Below are 17,945 nucleotides of genomic sequence, written 5' to 3'. Positions count from 1 at the left end.
CCGTTGCCCTGCGTCCAGAATCTCAGCTGTTTGCTGAATTCATCCCCGCCAGTCGCCCAAGAAGAACGGACATCGTTTCGATTTGGTCTACTGGCACCAGGTCGGTTGATTCTTGTGCAACCACGCCCGCTGACGCGACCGCATAGCCCAACAGTTGACGCCCCGATTCAGTCAGGGTTGCGTAGCCGACACGTGCATCCCTTGGGTCCGTCTGTCGTGACACCAATCCCAACTTTTCTAAGGGCAGGAGGCTTCGCGTCACACCAGAAGCCGTCAACCCCAAGCGCTCGGCCAAATCGACCCGGCGCAGCTTAGCGCTTGGCGCGCGCTCAAGGTAGTAGAGGATCATGAAATCGGAAAAACTAAGCCCATGTAGGCCTGACAACACGCTGTCAAGGCGTCTCATTACGGTCGCATGGGCACGCGACAACCTGATGCAGAAATCTAGTCCCATGTCCGTGCCACTGCGTGAACCAAGCGTATCCACGGCGGTACTCATTTTTCCGAAACTCCTTGACGCCGTGAGATCGACAGCTCACTTTCAGTTGGTCGTTCAAAGTAAGACTCCATCGCTTCGAACATCACGGGTGTGACATCGAACGAATAGGTTTCTCCTTTCTCGATGTTCCTGCGAAGCACGCGTTCTCTGCGTATCGCCAAATCGGCATCCACAAAGTGGAAAACTGCGACATGTCCTGCTTGCTCCACCTTGGACTTGATTGCGGCCCGATCGGCTCTTCGGAGTAAGCCAAGCTCCAGAACGACATCCGTTCCCGTTCCAAGGATTTGCTCTGCAACCGACCAGATCTGAGCCTGACACCTGGCCACACGAGGCATTACCCATGCCATGTCCTTCGAGCTTGGTACATCACTGCCAAACATTGCGTGCATCCACTCGTCGATGGCAAACCGAACGCCATTAGCCTGTACAGCCAGCTTTCGGGCGAAGGTTGACTTCCCAGCAGCAGTGGGTCCGTAGATAAGGTGAGCGGTTTGCGGCTGTGTATTCATGCTTTTAGCCCTTGAGTGATCAATACTTGATTGCTCAAGTATGACGCAATCATTTGGCAATGACAAGGGGGATAGAGTCTGAACCCAGCACCTTGTTCTTCCAGAGAGCGATGGCCCGTTTGCACGGGTTGATGACAAGCCCGTACCGCCTTGGAGCGCTGACCTCACCGCTTGGCATCTGGGGTATTTCCACGAAGGAGGCAGCGATTGTGCTGAGCGAAAACTCTCGCCGTCTATTGGTCCTAATGGGTCGGCGCTGAGATTTTATGCGGCAAGGCGCCACGATGAGGGTAGTTGCGACCTACCTACATGCTCCGCAGACGGAGATTGCACGCAATCTAGGCTTCTATCTCAAACGGCCGTTCTTGGCCGGCAGGCGACCTACGCCGGCCGGCCTTCGGCTGGCGCTTCCCGCCCCAAAGCAGACACTCTATGTTTTTTGCGGTTGGGCCATGGCTACATAAACGCTATTGCTCGTTCGCCTGGGAACGCACGATACAAAACGTGTTCGCGCAAGGTGTGCCCCGAGGGGAGCGAAGGATGCTCGAACGTCTGAGCGTCTCGTCTCATGCCAAGTCGTTGCATAACACGCACAGAGGGAGTGTTGTTCAATGCTGTAAAGGAGACGATTTCTGGCATGGCTAACTGACCAAATGCAAAGGAGAGTGTCGCACTTGCACCTTCTGTAGCAAAACCCTTACCCCATGCTGTTATCGCTAGCCGCCAAGCAATTTCAACGCAGGGAGAAAAAGGCAGTTCATCCGTGGGTATATGCAAGCCGATGAAGCCAATAAATGCTGCGGTCGCTTTTTCTTCCACTGCCCAAACCCCCCAACCTTGCTGCTCAATGAGGTCGCGGCAGTACTGCGCCATGGCATTGCTCTGCTCCACCGTAAGTGTGGTGGGGAAAAAGCGCATAGTCTCTGCATCCGCATTCATTCGCGCAAAGATGGGGTAGTCAGAGTCTTGCCATTGTCGAAGGCGCAATCGATCGGTCTCTATTTCGTGAATGTGCATCATCAATTTATCCGCACCGCATTTTTTGCTGCCAAGTTTCTAGCATGAGCGTCCGCTGTTGGCCGACAACAGCCAGCAAGAAGCGACATCAGAAACGCTTGCTCATGAAAAGCCGATACGAGCCAGGAGGGAAGTCGTCTAGCCTGCCAAACTCAGCGTATCCGTGCTTCATATAGAACGGTGCCGCTTGCCATTCGAACGTATCCAGGTAGGCGCCGTGCGCGCCAAGTGCCCTGGCGCTGGATTCCGCCTGCAGCAGGAGGCGTGAGCCTATCCCCTGGCCTCTTGCATCTTCGGCGATCCAGATGACATTTACGCCGAGCCACTGCATCATGACGTGCCCGTTGAGGCCGCCCACGATACGCCCCTCCGGCATTCGAGCTATCAAGCGGATTGGTTGGATATCGTAGTTGCCAATGGCCGTTCTGTTGAACTGCCGCAGATTCGCACCGATATCGCTTGCCTCTTCCGCCGTGGCGGTACTGATCGCAATGCTAGGCATGGGATGGAGACTATCCTGAGGTTCATGGAGAGCGTGGCGCTTCAACTCAAAACGTTGGGTGGCGGGGCCGCTGCGCCAGCCGAGCTTGCCGGATTCGATGCCGCTGGTGACGTGCAGGCCGAAGATGGCGTCGACCTTGGGGTTGTCCAGCACGCCTTCGGCGACCATTTGCTTTGGTGCCCCACAGTTGGTCGTGCTTGTTTTTTTGTTCTGTGTTCTTCTTTGCGCCGCTGGCGCCCCGCCAGCGGTGTGGCCTAGCGGATGCCCAGGCGGCTGCGCGTGCGCGCCAGCGCGAACAGGCTGATGGCGGCGCAGGCGATCAGGTAGAAGCTGGGGGCGAGCTTGCTGCCGGTCACGCCGATCAGCCAGGTGAGGATGAAGGGGGCAAAGCCGCCGAAGATGGTCACCGCGATGTTGTAGCTGAGCGATAGGCCGGTGGTGCGGGTCTTGACCGGGAAGATTTCGGCCGCCAGCGCGGGCAGCGCGCCGAAGTACAGCGTCATCATCAGCCCCAGCGTTACCTGCACCGCCAGCATCACGCCGAAGCCGGGGTGGTGGCTGAGCAGCCAGAACAGCGGCCAGATCGTTACCAGCAACAGCAGCGCGGCGATGCGCATGGGGGGAATGCGTCCGTAGCGGTCGGACCAGTGCCCGACCAGCGGCGCGAACAGCATCTGCACCACGCCCGTGGCCAGCGTGGCGGCAAAGGCGGTGGACGGCGGCAGGCCGAGCTGCTTGACCGCGTAGGTGGGCATGTACAGGACCAGGTAGGTCGATACCGTGGCCACGATCACCACGCCCATGGCCAGCAGCAGGCGTTCCTTCTGGTGGCCGAGGGTGTCGCGCAGCGGGGTCTCGGTGGTTTCGGCATGGAGGAATTCCGGCGTTTCGTCGACGTGGCGGCGGATGTAGTAGGCCACCGGGCCGATCAGCAGGCCGAACAGGAAGGGCACGCGCCAGCCCCAGGCCTGCATCTGCTCGGGCGCGAGGGTGGTGGTGAGCACCGCGCCGAAGCCGGCGGCCAGCAGGGTGGTGAGGCCCTGGCTGGCGACCTGGAAGCTGGAGTAGAAGCCGCGCCGCTCGCGCGCATGCTCGGCCAGGAAGGCGGTGGCGCTGCCGAATTCGCCGCCGGCCGAGAAGCCCTGGATCATGCGCGCCAGCACGATGCCCACAGGCGCCAATACGCCGATCGAGGCATAGGTGGGCAGCAGCGCGATGATCAGCGTGCCCACCATCATCAGCAGGATGGACAGCGTCAGCGCGGCGCGCCGTCCTTTGCGGTCGGCGTAGACGCCGATCACCACCGCGCCCAGCGGCCGCATGAAGAAGGACACGCCGAAGGTGCCCAGCGTCAGCAGCAGCGAGGTGTTTTCGTCATGGTTGGGGAAGAACAGCGCGGAGATGGTGACGGCGAAGAAGCCGTAGACCACCAGGTCGAACCACTCCAGCGCGTTGCCGATGGAGGCCGAGATGACCGCGCGCCACGGGTGGCGCGAGGCGGGCGCGGCCACGCCCGCCTGCGGTTTGCTGGTGCCGCTTGCCGATACTGCTGTCATGGTGTCTCCCTGTTATTTTTTGGACATGACGCAACGACCGGCCCGCCTTTGCGGGCGGGCCGGCTACAACGGAAAACGGTTTAGCTGACGCGCAGGCTGTCCACCACCTTGCGCAGGAAGGACTCGCAGGCGGCAAGCTGCTCCAGCTCGACGAACTCGTCGGGCTTGTGGGCCTGCTGGATATCGCCGGGGCCGCACACCACGGCCGGGATGCCGGCGCGCTGGAACAGGCCGGCCTCGGTGCCGTAGGCCACCTTGTTGACGTCGCGGTCGGCGGTCAGCGCGCGCACCAGTTGCGTGATGGCTTCCTGCTCGGCCACGTCGAGCGAGGGCGCGGCGGCGATCTTGCTGATGGTGAGGCCGGCGTCGCCATGCTCGGCGCGCATCTTGGGCAGCAGCACTTCGTTGGCGTAGCCCTGGATGCGGGCGAAGATGGCTTCGGGATCGACGCCGGGCAGGTTGCGGAACTCGAATACGAACTCGCACAGCGCCGGGATGGTGTTGAGCGCGATGCCGCCCTGGATGGTGCCGGTCTGGGCGGTGGTGAAGGGCACGTCGAAGTCGCGGTCGTAGGGGCCGTTGGCCTTGAACTCGTCGGCGATGTCGCGGATGAAGCAGATCAGGCGCGCGGCGTATTCGATGGCGTTGACGCCCTTGGGCGTGAGCGACGAATGCGCGGCCTGGCCCTTGACGCAGCAGCGGTAGGCGTTGATGCCCTTGTGCGCCACGATCACGCGCATGCTGGTGGGCTCGCCGACGATGCAGCCGGCCGGGCGCACGCCGCGCTCGCGCAGCTCCGCCAGCAGGTAGGGCGCGCCCATGCAGCCGATTTCTTCGTCGAATGACAGCGCGTAGTGCACCGGCTCGCGCAGTTTGGCCTGCAGGATGGTGGGCAGCAGCGCCAGGCTGGTGCCGATGAAGCCTTTCATGTCGCAGGTGCCGCGGCCGTACAGGCGGCCGTCGCGGATCACCGGCTTGAACGGGTCGGTGGTCCAGTTCTGGCCGTCCACGGGCACCACGTCGGTGTGGCCGGACAGCACGATGCCGCCGTCGGTGCTGCCGTTGGCGGCGGGCACGGTGACGAACAGGTTGGCCTTGTCGCCCTGCGGGTTGTAGCTCAGGTGGGGGCGCAGGCCCTTGGCCAGGAAATGGTCGCGCACCGCCTCGATCAGGCCGAGGTTGGAGTGGCGGCTGGTGGTGTCGTAGCTGACCAGGCGCTGGGTCCAGTCGATCGCGCTGCCGCGGGTGGCGGCGTCGGCAGGCTTGCTGAGGGTATCGGCTTGCATGGCTAGGGGCCTTTGGCTTTTGGTAACGTGTTAAGTAAATGATGCTACACCGAGCCGGGCCGCGGGTCCATGCACGGTGCACCATCGCGGCCCGCCCCGGCGGCATGCGCGGCTGGCGGGCTTCGGTGCGGTAATGATCGGCCAGTTATCCGGCCAGTTAATGGGCCAGTTAATGGGCCAGTTAATGGGCCAACAATCGGGCCAACAATCAGGCCAGCTGCCTCAGCGTGTGCTTGATGGTCTGCGCACGCACTGCCACATCCGGCATCTTGGCTTCGATGCGCAGCTTGTCCTGGCCGGCCAGCTTGATATGGCGGTTCTTCTGCACCAGGTCGATGATCTTCATGGCGTCGATCGGCGGGTTGGGCAGGAACTGCATGCTGATCACGGCCTCGCCGGCGTCGATCTTGCGCACGCCCAGCGGCACCGCGGCAATGCGCAGCCGGTGGGTCTCGATCAGGGCCTGGGCCTGCGCCGGCAGGCGGCCGAAGCGGTCGATCAGTTCCTCCTGGATATCGTCGACGCGCTCGGCCGCCTCGCAGTTGGCCAGCCGCTTGTACAGCGAGAGCCGCTCGTGCACGTCGGTGCAATAGTCGTTGGGCAGCAGGGCCGGGGTGCCGAGGTTGATCTCGGTGGTGGCGGCCAGCGGCGCCATCAGGTCGGGCTCCTTGCCGGCCTTGAGCGCCTTGACGGCGGCATTGAGCATATCGGTGTAGAGCTGGAAGCCGATCTCGTGGATTTCGCCGGATTGCTTGTCGCCCAGCACTTCGCCCGCGCCGCGGATTTCCAGGTCGTGCATGGCCAGGTAGAAGCCCGAGCCCAGTTCCTCCATCTGCTGGATGGCTTCCAGCCGGCGCTGGGCCAGCTTGCTCAGGCCCTCCACGTCATGCACCAGCATATAGGCGTAGGCCTGGTGGTGCGAGCGCCCGACCCGGCCGCGCAGCTGGTGCAGCTGCGCCAGGCCGAACTTGTCGGAGCGGTGGATCAGGATGGTGTTGGCGGTCGGCACGTCGATGCCGGTCTCGATGATGGTGGTGCACAGCAGGATGTTGTCGCGCCGCGCCACGAAATCCCGCATCACGCGTTCCAGCTCGCGCTCGTGCATCTGGCCGTGCGCCACCGCGATGCGCGCTTCCGGCACCAGTTCCGCCAGTTTGGCGCGCTTGTTCTCGATGGTCTCGACTTCGTTGTGCAGGAAGTAGACCTGGCCGCCGCGCTTGAGCTCGCGCAGGATGGCCTCGCGCAGCACGCCGTCTTCCTCGCGCCGCACGAAGGTCTTGATGGCCAGGCGCTTTTGCGGCGCGGTGGCGATCACCGAGAAATCGCGCAGGCCTTCCAGCGCCATGCCCAGCGTGCGCGGGATCGGCGTGGCGGTCAGGGTCAGCACGTCGACCTCGGCGCGCAGGGTCTTCAGCGCTTCCTTCTGGCGCACGCCGAACCGGTGTTCCTCGTCGATGATGACCAGGCCCAGGCGCTGGAAGCGGACATCGTCCGACAGCATCTTGTGCGTGCCGATCACGATGTCGGCGGTGCCGTCGTTGATCTGCTTGATGGCGCCGTCGATCTCCTTCTTGGTCTTGAAACGCGACAGTTCCACGATGCGCACCGGCCATTCGGCGAAGCGGTCGGAGAGGTTCTGGAAATGCTGCTCCGCCAGCAGCGTGGTGGGCGCCAGCATGGCCACCTGCTTGCCGCCCATGACGGCGACGAAGGCCGCGCGCAGCGCCACCTCGGTCTTGCCGAAGCCCACGTCGCCGCATACCAGGCGGTCCATCGGTTTGCCCGAGGTCATGTCGGCGATCACCGCGGCGATGGCGGCGGCCTGGTCCGGCGTTTCCTCGAAGCCGAAGCTTTCGGCGAATTTCTCGTAGTCCTTGGGCGTGAGCTCGAAGGCATGGCCCTGGCGCAAGGCGCGGCGCGCGTACAGGTTGAGCAGCTCCGCGGCGGTATCGCGGATCTGCTGCGCCGCCTTGCGCTTGGCGCGGTCCCACTGGCCGGAGCCGAGCTGGTGTAGCGGCGCGGTGTCGGGGTCGGCGCCGGAGTAGCGCGAGATCACGTGCAGCTGGTGCACCGGTACGTACAGCTTGCTGCCTTTCTCGTAGTCCAGGTGCAGGAATTCCTCGTCGCCCTGGCCCATGTCCAGCGTGACCAGGCCCTGGTAGCGGCCGATGCCGTGCTCGCTGTGCACCACCGGGTCGCCGATCTTCAGCTCGGCCAGGTCGCGCACCATCGAGTCGACGGCGCTGGCCTGCTCCTGCTTGCGCCGGCCCACGCGGCGCGCGGTGCCGGCGTAGAGCTCGGCCTCGGTGACGAAGGCCAGCGGCTCGCCGCCGTCCGTTGCGGGCAGGGCGAAGCCGCTTTGCAGCGGCGCCACCACGATGGAGAAATGCGAGTCGCCCGCCAGGAAGGCGGCGAAGTCGTCGATCGGCAACGGGCGCAGCCCGCTCTCGCCGAACAGTTGCAACAGGGTCTCGCGCCGGCCGGCGGAGTCCGCGCACATCAGCACGCGCCGGTCTTTTTTCAGCAGCAGGGCTTCCAGGTTGACCAGCGGATCTTCGGCGCGCCGGTTGACGGAGACGTCGGGCAGCGTTTCGGCCAGCGGGGCGGTGTCCGCGTTGCCGGCGGCCTGCAGCACCAGACGCGCCAGCGGCTTGGCGCCGGCAAAGAACTGCTCTTCCGGCAGGAACAGGCCAGCGGGCGCCAGCAGCGGACGCTCGCGGTCGTGGCGCATGAAGTTGTAGCGCTGCGTGGTGTCGGCCCAGAAGCGGCGGATGGCCTCATGCACGTCGCCGACGAAGGCGAGCTGGCTGTCGGCGGGCAGGTAGTCGAATACGGTTGCCGTGCTTTCGAAGAACAGCGGCAGGTAGTACTCGATGCCGGCCGACGGCACGCCGTTGCCAATGTCCTTGTAGATCGGCGATTTGCTTGGATCGCCCTCGAACTGCTCGCGCCAGCGGCCGCGGAAGGCGGTGCGCGCGCTTTCGTCGAGCGGGAATTCGCGGCCCGGCAGCAGGCGCACTTCCTTGACGGGATAGAGGCTGCGCTGGGTGTCCGGATCGAAGGCGCGGATGGTCTCGATCTCGTCGCCGAACAGGTCGATCCGGTAGGGCAGCGGCGAGCCCATCGGGTACAGGTCGATCAGGCCGCCGCGCACGCTGTATTCGCCGGGCCGCATCACGGCGCTCACGTGCTCGTAGCCGGCCAGCGTGAACTGCGCCTTGAGCGCGGCCTCGTCGAGTTTCTCGCCTTGTTTGAAGAAGAAGGTATAGGCCGCCAGGAAGGCGGGCGGCGCGAGACGGTAAAGCGCGGTCTGCGCCGGCACCAGCATGATGTCGCACTGGCCGCCCTGGATGTCGTGCAGGGTCGCCAGCCGCTCGGAGACCAGGTCCTGGTGCGGCGAGAAGCTGTCGTAGGGCAGGGTTTCCCAGTCGGGCAGCAGGCGTACCCGCAGGCCAGGCGCGAACCAGGGGATCTCGTCCGCCAGCCGCTGCGCGTCGACCGCGTTGGCGCACACCACGGCCAGCATCGGCACGCGCTCGCGGTGCTGGCTGGCGTAGGCGGCCAGCGCCAGGGCGTCGGCGGAGCCTGGCAGGCCGGCTACGGTGTTGCGTTGGCCGGCCTTGACCAGGGGAAGGTTGGCGAAGGGGGCGGGACGATTGGCTTCGGGCATCGGGTACGGGCTGGCGGTTGGCTTGCTTGCGGGTACTGCAGACGTTGCAGACGTTGCAGGCGTTATGGCGTTATGGCGTTATGGCGGTATGACGTTACACATGTATGGCTGTGGGAAATGCCATGGCAAAGACATGGCAAAAAACGCGGCCATGCAACAGCGACACCCCGCCGGCATCGCGGGCGGGGGTGTAGGCGGAGCATGCGGCGCCCCGGACAGCCGGGGCACTGCGCTTTCGTCGCCCGCATGTCCGCGAGCGAAGGCCGTATTATAGAATGCGCTCCGAAATCCGCGTTTCAAGTGCCGCGTTTCCCGGTCCCCGCCGAGGGGGTATCGAAGCCGGGCCTTGCTCCGTGTCCCGTGCACCGCACCCACCTTGTTCCCTGCGCTATCCGTGTCTGCTCGCCGTTTTGCCCTGATTCCTTGTGCCGGTACCGGCAGCCGTGCCGGCGGCAGCCTGCCCAAGCAATACCAGACCGTAGCCGGCCGGCCGATGATCTGGTATGCGCTGGCCGCCTTTGCCGCCTGCGATGCCATCAGCGCCACCGCGCTGGTGCTGTCGCCGGACGATATGCCGCTGGAGTCCCGTTTCGGCGCCGCGGCGTTTGCCGGCCTGCGCTTCGATACCGCTTTCGTGGGCGGCGACACGCGCCATGCCTCGGTGCTGGCCGGCTTGCATCACCTGGCGCAACTCGGTGCCACCGACCGCGACTGGGTGCTGGTGCACGATGCGGCCCGTCCCGGCCTGACGCCCGCCATGATCCACGCGCTGGTGCGCGCGGTGGAAGGCGAGGGCGGCGCGGACGAAGATGGCCCCGACGCCGCCATCGGCGGCATCCTGGCGGTGCCGGTGCCCGATACGCTCAAGCGCGCCGATCCGGCTTCCGGCGGACAGCCGGAGGCCGTGGTGCGCATCGGCGCGACCGTCCCGCGTGAAGGCCTGTGGCAGGCACAGACGCCGCAGATGTTCCGCCTCGGCGTACTCCGGCAGGCACTGCAGGAGGCGCTGGCAGCGGGGGCGGTGGTGACGGACGAAGCCAGCGCCATCGAACGGCTCGGCCTGCATCCGCGCCTGGTCAACGGCTCGCTGCGCAATTTCAAGGTGACTTATCCGGAAGACTTCGCGCTGGCCGAATTGCTGCTGGGCGAGGGGGCCGAGGCCGGCCCCGCCAAGCCTTGAACGCCATCGTTAATCCTGACCCTGACCCTGACCCTGACTCAACAAGGAGTGCTGCTTCCATGACCCCATTCGATATCCGCGTCGGCCAAGGCTACGACGTGCACGCGCTGGTGCCCGGCCGCAAGCTCATCCTGGGCGGAGTGGACATCCCCCATGATCGCGGCCTGCTTGGCCATTCCGACGCGGATGCCTTGCTCCACGCCATTACCGATGCGCTGTTCGGCGCGGCCGGCCTGGGCGATATCGGCCGTCATTTTCCCGATACCGATGCGCGCTTCAAGGGCGCGGACAGCCGCGCGCTGTTGCGCGAGGCCGCCCGCCGCGTGCGCGAAGCCGGCTATGAGATCGGCAATGTGGATGCGACCGTGATCGCGCAGGCGCCGAAGCTGGCGCCGCATATCGGCGCCATGGTGGCGAACCTGGCCGAAGACCTGGGCCTGCCCGCCGCCAGTTGCAACGTCAAGGCCAAGACCAACGAGAAGCTGGGTTTCGAGGGCCGTCAGGAGGGTATCGTGGCGCAGGCGGTGGTGCTGCTCTGGCGCGGCACGATCACCACGGTACAGGATTGAAGGGGCGGGTGGCGCCCCGGGGCGCCTAGCGGTTGCCTGTGGCGCCTGGCTCGGCTGCGGGTACGGGCGGCAGCGCATAGACGTAGTCGATCAGCCGAGCCATCGGGCCCGACCGCGCGCCGGCCTCGGTGCGCTTGACGAAGCCCATCTGCTGGCAGAGCTGGTTGGCGGATTTCATCTCCGGCATGGTCCGCACCAGCAGCGCGTTGGCGCCGATATCGCGCGCGCGCTGGATGCAGACCTGCATCAGCGTGCGGCCCAGGCCCAGGCCGCGTGCCTGCGGGCTCACCGCCAGCAGGCGGGCTTCGGGCAAGCCCAGCGTGATGGTGCTGCCATCCAGCGCCTGCAGGGTCGCGCCGGGATGGCAGAACAGTACGGCGCCGCTGATGCCGTGATCGGTTTCCGCCACCCACCATTCCATTTCCGAAGTCGACGCGGCGAGCACGGATTTCATGCCTTGCTGGAAGGACTCGCGGCAGTCCTCCATGATCTCCAGTTCATACTGGCCATAGGCCTGCTGCGTCACCGCGGCAATATCGCCCCAGTCCTGCACGGCGGCGAGCCGGTAGTGAAAGCGGGGAGAGGTATGCGAAGGAAGGGTGCTCATGGTTGCGGGGTAAAGACTGTGACCTTGCTGGATTGTAGGCCCTTCGGTGCACAAATGCAGTCAGTGAATTACCGACTTGGCTTGGCGGCAATAGGCTTGCGCCGCAGGTCCGGCCAACTGTGGAGCGTCACCATGCGGGTTTCCGGCGGGTCAGGCAACGAACAGGAATCGTAAACTATTCAACTGCTTACGGCCTGGGTGCCGCGCCATCGGCTTCCACCAGGGCGGGAAGGTGGAAGAGGGGGCGTTGAAGGCGCTCATGCGAAAGAAGGGCCGGTCCTGCGACCGGCCCCATCTGACTGCCGCCTGGCACCTTCGAGGCCCAGCGTACGCTGTCACCTGAGATCGAAGCGATCTAGGTTCATCACCTTGTTCCAGGCCGCCGCAAAGTCCTGGACGAACTTCTCCTGGGCATCCGCGCCGCCATACACCTCAGCAACGGCCCGAAGCTCGGAGTTCGAGCCGAAGACGAGATCGACACGCGTGCCGGTCCACTTGAGCCCACCTGTGTTGCGGTCGTGTCCTTCGAACACGTCCTTGTCGTCCGACACCGGCTTCCACTCTGTTCCCGTGTCGAGCAGGTTCACGAAGAAGTCGTTGGTCAGCGTCCCGGGGCGCTTCGTGAAGACGCCATGTTGAGACTTGCCGAAATTGGCGTCCAGCACCCGCATGCCGCCTACCAGCACCGTCATCTCCGGTACCGTCAGCCTCAGCAGTTGCGCCTTGTCGACCAGTAGCGCCTCGGACGGGATGGAGAACTTGCCTTGCAGGTAGTTACGGAACCCGTCCGCGACCGGTTCGAGCACCACCATGGCATCGAGGTCGGTCTTCTCCTGCGAGGCGTCCATGCGTCCCGGCGAGAAGGGCACCGTGACATCGTGGCCGGCATGCTTCGCCGCCTGCTCGACCGCCGCGCAACCGGCCAGCACGATCAGGTCGGCCAGCGAGACCTTCTTGCCGCCGGTCTGTGCCTTGTTGAACTCGCCCTGGATGCCCTCCAGCGTGGCCAGAACCTTCGCCAGTTCGGCCGGCTGGTTGGCGTCCCAGTCTTTCTGCGGCGCAAGGCGGATGCGGGCGCCGTTGGCGCCGCCACGTTTGTCCGATCCGCGGAACGTCGAGGCCGATGCCCACGCCGTTGACACCAGTTGCGGGATGTTCAACCCGGAAGCCAGCACCTTGGCCTTGAGCGCCGCGACATCCTGCGCATCGATCAGCGGATGATCGACGGCCGGGATGGGGTCTTGCCAGAGGAGTTCTTCCTTCGGGACTTCGGGGCCGAGATAACGTGCGCGCGGCCCCATGTCGCGGTGGGTCAGCTTGAACCACGCACGGGCAAACGCATCGGCCAGTTGCTCCGGATGCTGGTAGAACCGCCGCGAGATCTTCTCGTAGATCGGGTCGAACCGCAGCGAGAGGTCGGTCGTCAGCATGGACGGGGAACGACGCTTCGATGGATCGGCAGGATCTGGCACGGTGCCGGCGCCCGCGTCGCCCTTCGGCTTCCACTGATTCGCGCCGGCCGGGCTCTTCGTCAGCTCCCATTCATATTCGAAAAGGTGCTTGAAGTAGTCGTTGCTCCACTTCGTCGGCGTGGTGGTCCAGATGACTTCCAGCCCGCTGGTGATGGTGTCACCGCCCTTGCCTGTGCCGAAGCTGCTGCGCCAGCCGAGACCCTGTTCCTCCAGGCCGGCAGCCTCGGGCTCGGGCCCCACGTGAGACGCCGGACCAGCGCCATGCGTCTTGCCGAAGGCGTGGCCGCCCGCGATCAGCGCAACGGTCTCTTCGTCGTTCATCGCCATGCGGCGGAACGTCTCGCGGATGTCTATGGCTGCCGCGAGAGGGTCCGGGTTGCCATTCGGGCCTTCCGGATTCACGTAGATCAAGCCCATCTGCACCGCTGCCAGTGGATTTTCGAGATTCCGGTTGCCGCTGTAACGCTTGTCGGCCAGCCACTGGGCTTCGTTCCCCCAGTAGACGGATTCGTCCGGCTCGTAGACGTCCTCTCGCCCGCCGCCGAAGCCGAAGGTCTTGAATCCCATCGACTCCAGCGCGACGTTGCCGGTAAGGACGATGAGGTCGCCCCATGAAAGCTTTCGACCGTACTTTTGCTTGATCGGCCAGATCAGCCTGCGCGCCTTGTCGAGACTGACGTTGTCAGGCCAGCTATTGGTGGGTGCGAAGCGCTGCTGGGCTGTCCCGACGCCGCCGCGCCCGTCGCCGATGCGGTACGTACCTGCGGCATGCCATGCCATGCGAATGAACAACGGACCGTAGTGACCGAAGTCCGCCGGCCACCAGGGCTGCGAGTCGGTCATCAGCGCCTCCAGATCCTTCTTCACGGCCGCCAGGTCAAGGCTGCTGAATTCCTTCGCATAGTTGAAATCCTTGCCCATCGGATCGGACAGCGAGGAATTCTGACGCAGGATATGCAGATTAAGCCGCTCTGGCCACCACTCCTGCAGAGATCGGCCGGCGCCGGCGGGATGAAGAAACGGGCACTTTGCTTCGGTCGTCATGGGTGTCTCCTTAGGTCGCTTGTATTCAACGTAACACCGTCTGTAACTATTCGCCCTCACTGGAGACTAGCCTCAAGGGACAGTGTTCGGATTCCGGACTGCGTCGGACATCACGGTCGACCCTACCATCCTAGAACGCAATTTCACCGTACCGAAGGACTAAAGCTGTCCGAAGCAATCCTGGACGCGCATCCCCATGGATTCGATTGTGCGTGCGTCATGGGCATCGGATGCCACGACAACCGCCGCTACGTGCCGGACGCCGCTGCCGCCCGGCGGGACTTCTATATTTATAGCATTCGGACAACTGTCGCGATGAGCGCGTCGGAGGGTGCAATCATGACCATGGCTACCACGCTGGCAAGATGCCTGCGCAACAAGCAGAGCCGGTTCGACACAGTTCTTCACCCCTACAGCCCCAGCAGCATGGCTACTGCGCAGGCTGCGCATATTCCCGGAGACCGATTGGCCAAGACCGTTTTGCTGGAAGACAACAGAGGCTACATTGCGGCCGTGATCCCTTCCACGCACCACCTGAAACTGTCGGAGATCTGCGAGCAGACCGGCCGCAAGCTGTCACTTGCACATGAGGATGGCGTGCGCGAAGTGTTCAGGGACTGCAGCCTCGGAGCGATCCCGCCGGTCGGTATGGCATACGGCACGCAGACCTGGCTCGACGACAGCCTGCTGACGCATCCCGACGTCTACTTCGAAGCGGGCGACCACCAGGAACTGGTGCACATGAGCACCGAGCAATTCGTCGACCTGATGGCCGACGCACGGCGCGGGCATTTTGCGCACCGGATGATGTAGGGCAGGGACCTTCACCGGAAGGCCAAACGGCCGGCGAGCGCCGGCCGTTTGCCATTGCGCCGACGGCCGTCCCAGGCCCGGAATGGCCGCCGGGCTGACTGGCCTTGCCGCGCCTTACTCGGCAGCGATGACGTTGGCGGCGGCCACCACCACGGCAGCAATGCGGCCTACATCGCGCAGCTGCTGCGCCGTCATGCCTTGCTCGTTCTTGAGCAGTGTGTAGTGCGACTTGATGCAGAAGTGGCACTTGCCGACGATGGACGCGGCCAGCGCGTACATCTCGAAGCGGCGCTTGTCCACGCCGCCATGCGTGGCGTACGCGTTCATGCGCAGGCCGGCCGGCTGGGTGGCTAGATCGGGATCGTCGGCCATCTCGACGAACGGATACCACACGTTGTTCATGCCCATCAGCGCGGCCGCCGTCAGCACCGCGCTGGTTTCCTCGGGCGACAGCACGCCAGCATCGCGGATCGCATCGACGATCACGCGGCTCTTGGCGGCGAACGCCGCAGCCAGCGCTACCGCGACCGCATCGTTGCCTTCCAGCGAGGAGCGGGCGATGGTGCCGTCCAGGTTCAGGCGGATATCCTTGGCGTAATCGGGGATGAGGCCTTTAATCGTGCTGAGGAATTCCATACAAATCTCCTATCGGTAGGGGCTCAAAAAACCCGCCATGGCGGGTTTTGAGGTGCGGGCCGAAACCCGCCGCGCAATCGCCGCAAACGGCCGGCAATAGGTCGCCAGCAGTTTGTGCAGCATGCCAGCTGTGTTACAGCTTACAGCGTGGCGCCGCCAACAGCGCGGTTGCACGGGCACAGTTCGTCGGTTTGCAGGCCGTCGAGGATACGCAGCACTTCCTCCGGGTTACGGCCGACGTTCAGGTTGTTCACCGACACGTGCTGGATGACATTGGTCGGATCGACGATGAAGGTGGCGCGCAGGGCAACGCCGGCAGCGTGGTCACGCACGCCCAGCTGGTCGATCAGCGAGCCGGTCACGTCGGCGAATTGCCATTGGTCCAGCTTGTTCAGGTCCTTGTGCTCGCGGCGCCATGCCAGCTTGACGAATTCGTTGTCGGTCGAGCCGCCCAGCACGATCGCGTCGCGGTCGGCGAAGTCGCCGTTGAGCTTGGCGAAGGCCACGATCTCGGTCGGGCACACGAAGGTGAAGTCCTTCGGGTAGAAGTAAATGACCTTCCACTTGCCTTCGAACGACTTCTCGGTGATGTCTTCAAAGGCCGACTGGCCATTCTCTTCATGGTTGTTGAAACCCGGCTTGACACCGACGACGTGGAAGGCTTCGATCTTGTCACCAACGGTCTTCATAGACTGCTCCTGGATACGGTTGAAGAGAGACGCTTGCGCTGTGCAAGCCAGGCCTTGACCGGGTCAGGACCTGGCTGCCGCGCAACGAACATGGATTATGCGTCATCCCCGGGGGGCGGGGCTAATTGATATTCTCAAAGAGCCCGATAGCCACAGGCGGGGAGCCGCGCGTCCGGCAGTGCGCGTCGACCGGTGATGTTGATGGCGCCATGTTGCGGCGCGATGTCAAGCGCAGCCATTTCACCCCGTTTCGGCTATTTTGGCCATTTTGGCCATTTCGCCCGGTAACAGCGGTACGTGCAGCCCTGCCGGAAGCAGGGAGTCTACCCCAGCCGGGCGGCCGAGGTGAAACCCAGGCGGTTCAGGCCGCCTTGCCGGCAGGTTCGGCATAGGCGTGTTGCCGGCCGCCGCGGAAGATCACCAGCGTGGCGACCAGCCCGCACGCGGCGGCGAACATCAGCCACAGGCCGGGGGCGGCCTTGTTGCCGGTGCTGTGGATCAGGTAGGTCGAGATGGCCGGCGTGAAGCCGCCGAACAGCGCCGTGGCCAGGCTGTAGGCCAGCGAGAAGCCCGCGGTGCGCACGGCAGGCGGCATCACTTCGGTCAGCGTCACCACCATGGCGCCGTTATAGCTGCCGTACAGGAAAGACAGCCACAGTTCGACCATCAGCAGGCGGCCGAACGACGGCTCGGCCACCAGCCAGGACACGGCCGGATAAGCGGTGAGCAGCGTGGCGATGGTGAAGATCACCAGCAGCGGCTTGCGGCCCACGCGATCGGACAGGGCGCCCATCAGCGGCAGCCAGATGAAGTTGGACAGCCCCACGCACATGGTGACGATCAGGTTGTCCACGTCGTCGAGCTTGAGCACGGTCTTGCCGAAGGTCGGCGTGTAGGCGGTGATCATGTAGAACGACACCGTCGTCATCACCACCATCATGCAGCCGGCCACGATGATGCGCCAGTTGGCCAGCATCGAGCGGTAGATCTCGTTGATGCTGGGGCGATGCTTGCGGGTCTTGAATTCCTCGGTTTCCTCCAGCGAGCGGCGGATCAGGAAGAGGAAGGGCACGATCAGGCAGCCGATCAGGAACGGCACGCGCCAGCCCCATTCACCCATCTGCTCGGGCGACAGCATGGAGTGCAGGATCACGCCGAGCAGGCCGGCGAAGATCACCGCCACCTGCTGGCTGGCCGATTGCCAGGCCACGTAGAAGCCTTTCTTGCCGGGTTTGGCGATTTCCGCCAGGTAGACCGACACACCGCCCAGCTCGACGCCGGCCGAGAAGCCCTGCAACAGGCGGCCCGCCAGCACCAGCAGCGGCGCGGCCACGCCGATGGACGCATAGCCCGGCACGCAGGCGATCAGCAAGGTGCCGAGCGCCATCAGGACCAGGGTCAGGATCAGCCCCTTGCGGCGGCCGTGATGGTCGATATAAGCGCCGAGCACAATGGCGCCAAGCGGCCGCATCAGGAAGCCCGCGCCGAAGGTGGCGAGGGAAAGCATCAACGAAGCGAACTCGTTGCCGCTGGGGAAAAACGTCTTGGCGATGGCGGCGGCGTAGAAGCCGTACACCATGAAGTCGTACATTTCCAGGAAGTTGCCGCTGACAACGCGGAACACGGTACGGAACCCGTGCTGCTGGGTGGGGGAGCTTGACATGTGGCTGTCTCTCTCAGACGCCGCCGGTGGGCTCCGGTGGCTTGATTTTGGTCGGGCGCCAGCCAGGCATCGGATCCGCTTTGCGGGGGGAAGCACCTTGGCTGGACTGGGTCTTGGGGGTGTCCTGCTGATGGCGGCAAGTTTGCGCGCGAAGGGCTGTCATTACGCTGTCAATGGGCTTTCAATTTGCTATCAGTAGCTGTCGAAAACCTGTCAGTGGAGGGGGATTT

The 17,945-nt window shown here is 64.3% G+C and carries 15 protein-coding genes; 3 read left to right on the top strand and 12 right to left on the bottom strand.

Features of this window, described 5'->3' with window-relative positions:
• Positions 1 to 22: 22 nt before the first annotated feature.
• The 7 genes from P3W85_RS00340 to mfd form a co-directional block, all read right to left on the bottom strand.
• Entirely contained in the window at positions 23 to 499 is a 477-nt protein-coding gene (locus P3W85_RS00340) for a MarR family winged helix-turn-helix transcriptional regulator (protein ID WP_017225256.1), read from the bottom strand.
• Positions 496 to 1,011 (bottom strand): AAA family ATPase, encoded by a 516-nt coding sequence (locus P3W85_RS00335; RefSeq protein WP_017225257.1) that lies wholly within the window; start codon positions 1,009 to 1,011, stop codon positions 496 to 498. The genes P3W85_RS00340 and P3W85_RS00335 overlap by 4 nt, the downstream gene beginning before the upstream one ends.
• Positions 1,012 to 1,467: 456 nt before the next feature.
• Entirely contained in the window at positions 1,468 to 2,031 is a 564-nt protein-coding gene (locus tag P3W85_RS00330; protein WP_276263292.1) for a GNAT family N-acetyltransferase, read from the bottom strand.
• Positions 2,032 to 2,116: 85 nt separating this feature from the next.
• Positions 2,117 to 2,404 carry a GNAT family N-acetyltransferase gene (locus P3W85_RS00325; RefSeq protein WP_276263293.1) on the bottom strand — a complete coding sequence of 96 codons (288 nt, stop codon included), beginning with the start codon at positions 2,402 to 2,404 and terminating at the stop codon, positions 2,117 to 2,119.
• 380 nt (positions 2,405 to 2,784) lie between these two features.
• Positions 2,785 to 4,086, bottom strand: coding sequence for an MFS transporter (locus P3W85_RS00320; RefSeq protein WP_276263291.1), 1,302 nt, complete (start codon positions 4,084 to 4,086; stop codon positions 2,785 to 2,787).
• Between the two features lie 80 nt (positions 4,087 to 4,166).
• Entirely contained in the window at positions 4,167 to 5,372 is a 1,206-nt protein-coding gene (gene argE / locus P3W85_RS00315; RefSeq protein WP_276263290.1) for an acetylornithine deacetylase, read from the bottom strand.
• A gap of 208 nt (positions 5,373 to 5,580) precedes the next feature.
• On the bottom strand, positions 5,581 to 9,042 hold the full coding sequence (gene mfd, locus P3W85_RS00310; protein WP_276263289.1) for a transcription-repair coupling factor: 3,462 nt from the start codon (positions 9,040 to 9,042) through the stop codon (positions 5,581 to 5,583).
• A 394-nt stretch (positions 9,043 to 9,436) separates the two neighbouring features.
• On the opposite strand from mfd, the gene ispD reads away from it, so the two are divergent.
• Both ispD and ispF read left to right on the top strand, forming a co-directional pair.
• Positions 9,437 to 10,222, top strand: coding sequence for a 2-C-methyl-D-erythritol 4-phosphate cytidylyltransferase (ispD, locus tag P3W85_RS00305; RefSeq protein ID WP_035812874.1), 786 nt, complete (start codon positions 9,437 to 9,439; stop codon positions 10,220 to 10,222).
• Between the two features lie 59 nt (positions 10,223 to 10,281).
• Positions 10,282 to 10,791, top strand: a complete 510-nt coding sequence (gene ispF, locus P3W85_RS00300) for a 2-C-methyl-D-erythritol 2,4-cyclodiphosphate synthase (RefSeq protein ID WP_017227779.1) — start codon at positions 10,282 to 10,284, stop codon at positions 10,789 to 10,791.
• 25 nt (positions 10,792 to 10,816) lie between these two features.
• Here ispF and P3W85_RS00295 read toward each other — a convergent pair whose 3' ends face one another.
• Together P3W85_RS00295 and katG are read right to left on the bottom strand one after the other, a co-directional pair.
• Entirely contained in the window at positions 10,817 to 11,398 is a 582-nt protein-coding gene (locus P3W85_RS00295; protein WP_276263288.1) for a GNAT family N-acetyltransferase, read from the bottom strand.
• A 335-nt stretch (positions 11,399 to 11,733) separates the two neighbouring features.
• Positions 11,734 to 13,914: a catalase/peroxidase HPI gene (gene katG, locus P3W85_RS00290; RefSeq protein ID WP_276263287.1), complete on the bottom strand. Its 2,181-nt coding sequence runs from the start codon at positions 13,912 to 13,914 to the stop codon at positions 11,734 to 11,736.
• Positions 13,915 to 14,253: 339 nt separating this feature from the next.
• Between katG and P3W85_RS00285 the strand changes: the two genes are divergently transcribed.
• Positions 14,254 to 14,727 (top strand): aminoacyl-tRNA deacylase, encoded by a 474-nt coding sequence (locus P3W85_RS00285; protein ID WP_035812885.1) that lies wholly within the window; start codon positions 14,254 to 14,256, stop codon positions 14,725 to 14,727.
• Between the two features lie 114 nt (positions 14,728 to 14,841).
• Here P3W85_RS00285 and P3W85_RS00280 read toward each other — a convergent pair whose 3' ends face one another.
• The 3 genes from P3W85_RS00280 to P3W85_RS00270 form a co-directional block, all read right to left on the bottom strand.
• On the bottom strand, positions 14,842 to 15,363 hold the full coding sequence (locus tag P3W85_RS00280; RefSeq protein ID WP_017227783.1) for a carboxymuconolactone decarboxylase family protein: 522 nt from the start codon (positions 15,361 to 15,363) through the stop codon (positions 14,842 to 14,844).
• A gap of 140 nt (positions 15,364 to 15,503) precedes the next feature.
• The gene (locus P3W85_RS00275; protein WP_017227784.1) at positions 15,504 to 16,052 is read right to left on the bottom strand and encodes a peroxiredoxin; all 549 of its coding nucleotides are present in this window, start codon (positions 16,050 to 16,052) and stop codon (positions 15,504 to 15,506) included.
• 361 nt (positions 16,053 to 16,413) lie between these two features.
• Positions 16,414 to 17,715 (bottom strand): MFS transporter, encoded by a 1,302-nt coding sequence (locus P3W85_RS00270; protein WP_017227785.1) that lies wholly within the window; start codon positions 17,713 to 17,715, stop codon positions 16,414 to 16,416.
• Positions 17,716 to 17,945: the final 230 nt, after the last annotated feature.

It is taken from the genome of Cupriavidus basilensis, from assembly GCF_029335485.1.
GTDB classification, from domain to species: Bacteria; Pseudomonadota; Gammaproteobacteria; order Burkholderiales; family Burkholderiaceae; genus Cupriavidus; species Cupriavidus basilensis_E.
Note: the sequence above shows the minus strand (reverse complement) of the source record. Positions and strands in the feature narration are given on the sequence as shown.

Bases quoted from the DNA above. Each gene is read 5' to 3' on its own strand.
- P3W85_RS00340 (WP_017225256.1), bottom strand. From the start codon at position 499: ATGAGTACCGCCGTGGATACGCTTGGTTCACGCAGTGGCACGGACATG.
- P3W85_RS00335 (WP_017225257.1), bottom strand. From the start codon at position 1,011: ATGAATACACAGCCGCAAACCGCTCACCTTATCTACGGACCCACTGCT.
- P3W85_RS00330 (WP_276263292.1), bottom strand. From the start codon at position 2,031: ATGATGCACATTCACGAAATAGAGACCGATCGATTGCGCCTTCGACAA.
- P3W85_RS00325 (WP_276263293.1), bottom strand. From the start codon at position 2,404: ATGCCGGAGGGGCGTATCGTGGGCGGCCTCAACGGGCACGTCATGATG.
- P3W85_RS00320 (WP_276263291.1), bottom strand. From the start codon at position 4,086: ATGACAGCAGTATCGGCAAGCGGCACCAGCAAACCGCAGGCGGGCGTG.
- argE (WP_276263290.1), bottom strand. From the start codon at position 5,372: ATGCAAGCCGATACCCTCAGCAAGCCTGCCGACGCCGCCACCCGCGGC.
- mfd (WP_276263289.1), bottom strand. From the start codon at position 9,042: ATGCCCGAAGCCAATCGTCCCGCCCCCTTCGCCAACCTTCCCCTGGTC.
- ispF (WP_017227779.1), top strand. From the start codon at position 10,282: ATGACCCCATTCGATATCCGCGTCGGCCAAGGCTACGACGTGCACGCG.
- P3W85_RS00295 (WP_276263288.1), bottom strand. From the start codon at position 11,398: ATGAGCACCCTTCCTTCGCATACCTCTCCCCGCTTTCACTACCGGCTC.
- katG (WP_276263287.1), bottom strand. From the start codon at position 13,914: ATGACGACCGAAGCAAAGTGCCCGTTTCTTCATCCCGCCGGCGCCGGC.
- P3W85_RS00285 (WP_035812885.1), top strand. From the start codon at position 14,254: ATGACCATGGCTACCACGCTGGCAAGATGCCTGCGCAACAAGCAGAGC.
- P3W85_RS00280 (WP_017227783.1), bottom strand. From the start codon at position 15,363: ATGGAATTCCTCAGCACGATTAAAGGCCTCATCCCCGATTACGCCAAG.
- P3W85_RS00275 (WP_017227784.1), bottom strand. From the start codon at position 16,052: ATGAAGACCGTTGGTGACAAGATCGAAGCCTTCCACGTCGTCGGTGTC.
- P3W85_RS00270 (WP_017227785.1), bottom strand. From the start codon at position 17,715: ATGTCAAGCTCCCCCACCCAGCAGCACGGGTTCCGTACCGTGTTCCGC.